Annotated in this window: 1 protein-coding gene; it reads right to left on the reverse strand. The window is 62.8% G+C overall.

Going from position 1 to position 1468, the window contains the following annotated elements:
* Positions 1–513: 513 nt before the first annotated feature.
* The gene (locus P2P98_RS16350; RefSeq protein WP_275801307.1) at positions 514–1215 is read right to left on the reverse strand and encodes an alpha/beta fold hydrolase; all 702 of its coding nucleotides are present in this window, start codon (positions 1213–1215) and stop codon (positions 514–516) included.
* Positions 1216–1468: the final 253 nt, after the last annotated feature.

The following is a 1468-nucleotide window of genomic DNA, read 5'->3' on the forward strand; positions in this document are numbered from 1 at the left end:
TACTTCCTGTTCATCGTCTTCCATCCTTGCTTGAAGAACGGAACGAAAGTCAGGCCGATTCAGCAGCGCGGATTTATCCGAGTATCGGTGTACCGGCTCTACTTCGGGGATGGGACTCGAGTCTTACTCGAACAATTCTTCAAGGCCAAGATGCGGAACCGCCGCATGGATGGCTCATACGCGTTCCTTCTTTGCCCTGTCGTAGGTGGCGAGACCCATGCTGACCTGCTGTTCGTTGAGTTCAGTCAGCAGGGAGCGGTGGTCACCGGTAATCCGGGTCCGACTGAGCGGCAATCTGCCCGAGCGGCATGGAGTGGTTGCTCAGATCGATCACCGCGCTCTCCGGAAAACGCCTTCCTCGCCCGTCTCGGAACTATTCGTTCGTACCAAGCTCGGCCCGGAAACGATCGGTTTTGCGCCACGTGCGGTCGACGCTTTTCGTAGTGCGCACCGCGTTGATGCGCGAGGCGCTGGATTTGACTGTTGGGTAAGACCGTTAGGGTTGCGCCTCGTCTAGGAAGCCGCCATGCGTACTAACCAATCGCCGATCAGTGTGAGGACGACTCCCGATCGGTCCAGATGGACGTTGTGCCCGGCGGTATCCAAGGTGACGAAGGTGGCGCGCGGGTAATGCTCAATCGTTGCCCATGCGTCTTCGCAGCCGACCACATGGTCCTGCCGTCCTGTAAAAAACAGTGACGGCTGCGTGAATGGCTCTGGGGATAGAGTCTCAGGCTCAGCCGACAGCGCGTATCGCTCGGAGATCCGATTCAAAGCGTCTTGGTCTGCCGCGGCGAGGCCAGGATGCGCATGTTCTAGGAAAGCCTGCGCCTTGTCGTTCGTGTGCATCACGGCCATGTCGGCGTACTGGGGCGCAACGTCACCAAGTTCGCGCAACACCGACGCGTCGGATGACAAGACCGTCCGCTCTGGGACGGCCCTGTGTGACTTGTTGGACACGAAAACGGGTGCGATCAGCGCCAGCCCGAGAGCCTGGAGTCGGAAGTCGTGCGCAACTCGGCGGGCGATCATGCCGCCGAACGAGTTCCCGAGCACGGCGAACGGCTCATCACCTACCCGCTCGCGAACTTCGGCCTCAACCGCGAGCACGACGTCCTCCGCGCTCGCCACCTCACCAGCAGGTGTCTGCCCGTGGCCCGGGAGATCAAAGTACATGTCCACCTCGGAGGTCAGCCGGCGGTCAACGCGTACCACCGGCTGTGGGATCCGGTCACATCGTGATCGAGCGAGGGCGCGGTACCGCTCGCCGCGCCCCCGCCCGCCTGCCGTCGCAGCACGCGCGCGTGGTGTTACGCCCCGCTACGCTCCCCGTGCCCCCGACGAAGCGCGCAGCATTCCCGCGCCGCACCACACCCGTGCACCGTGCACACTCCCCGGTGTGAAGTCCGTCACTCGCGCCACTGTGCCGCCCGCGCGATGTTCCTAGCGTGAGGGGAGCGCGAAGACG

It is taken from the genome of Microbacterium sp. Kw_RZR3, assembly GCF_029222405.1.
In the GTDB taxonomy this organism is placed as follows: Bacteria; Actinomycetota; Actinomycetes; order Actinomycetales; family Microbacteriaceae; genus Microbacterium.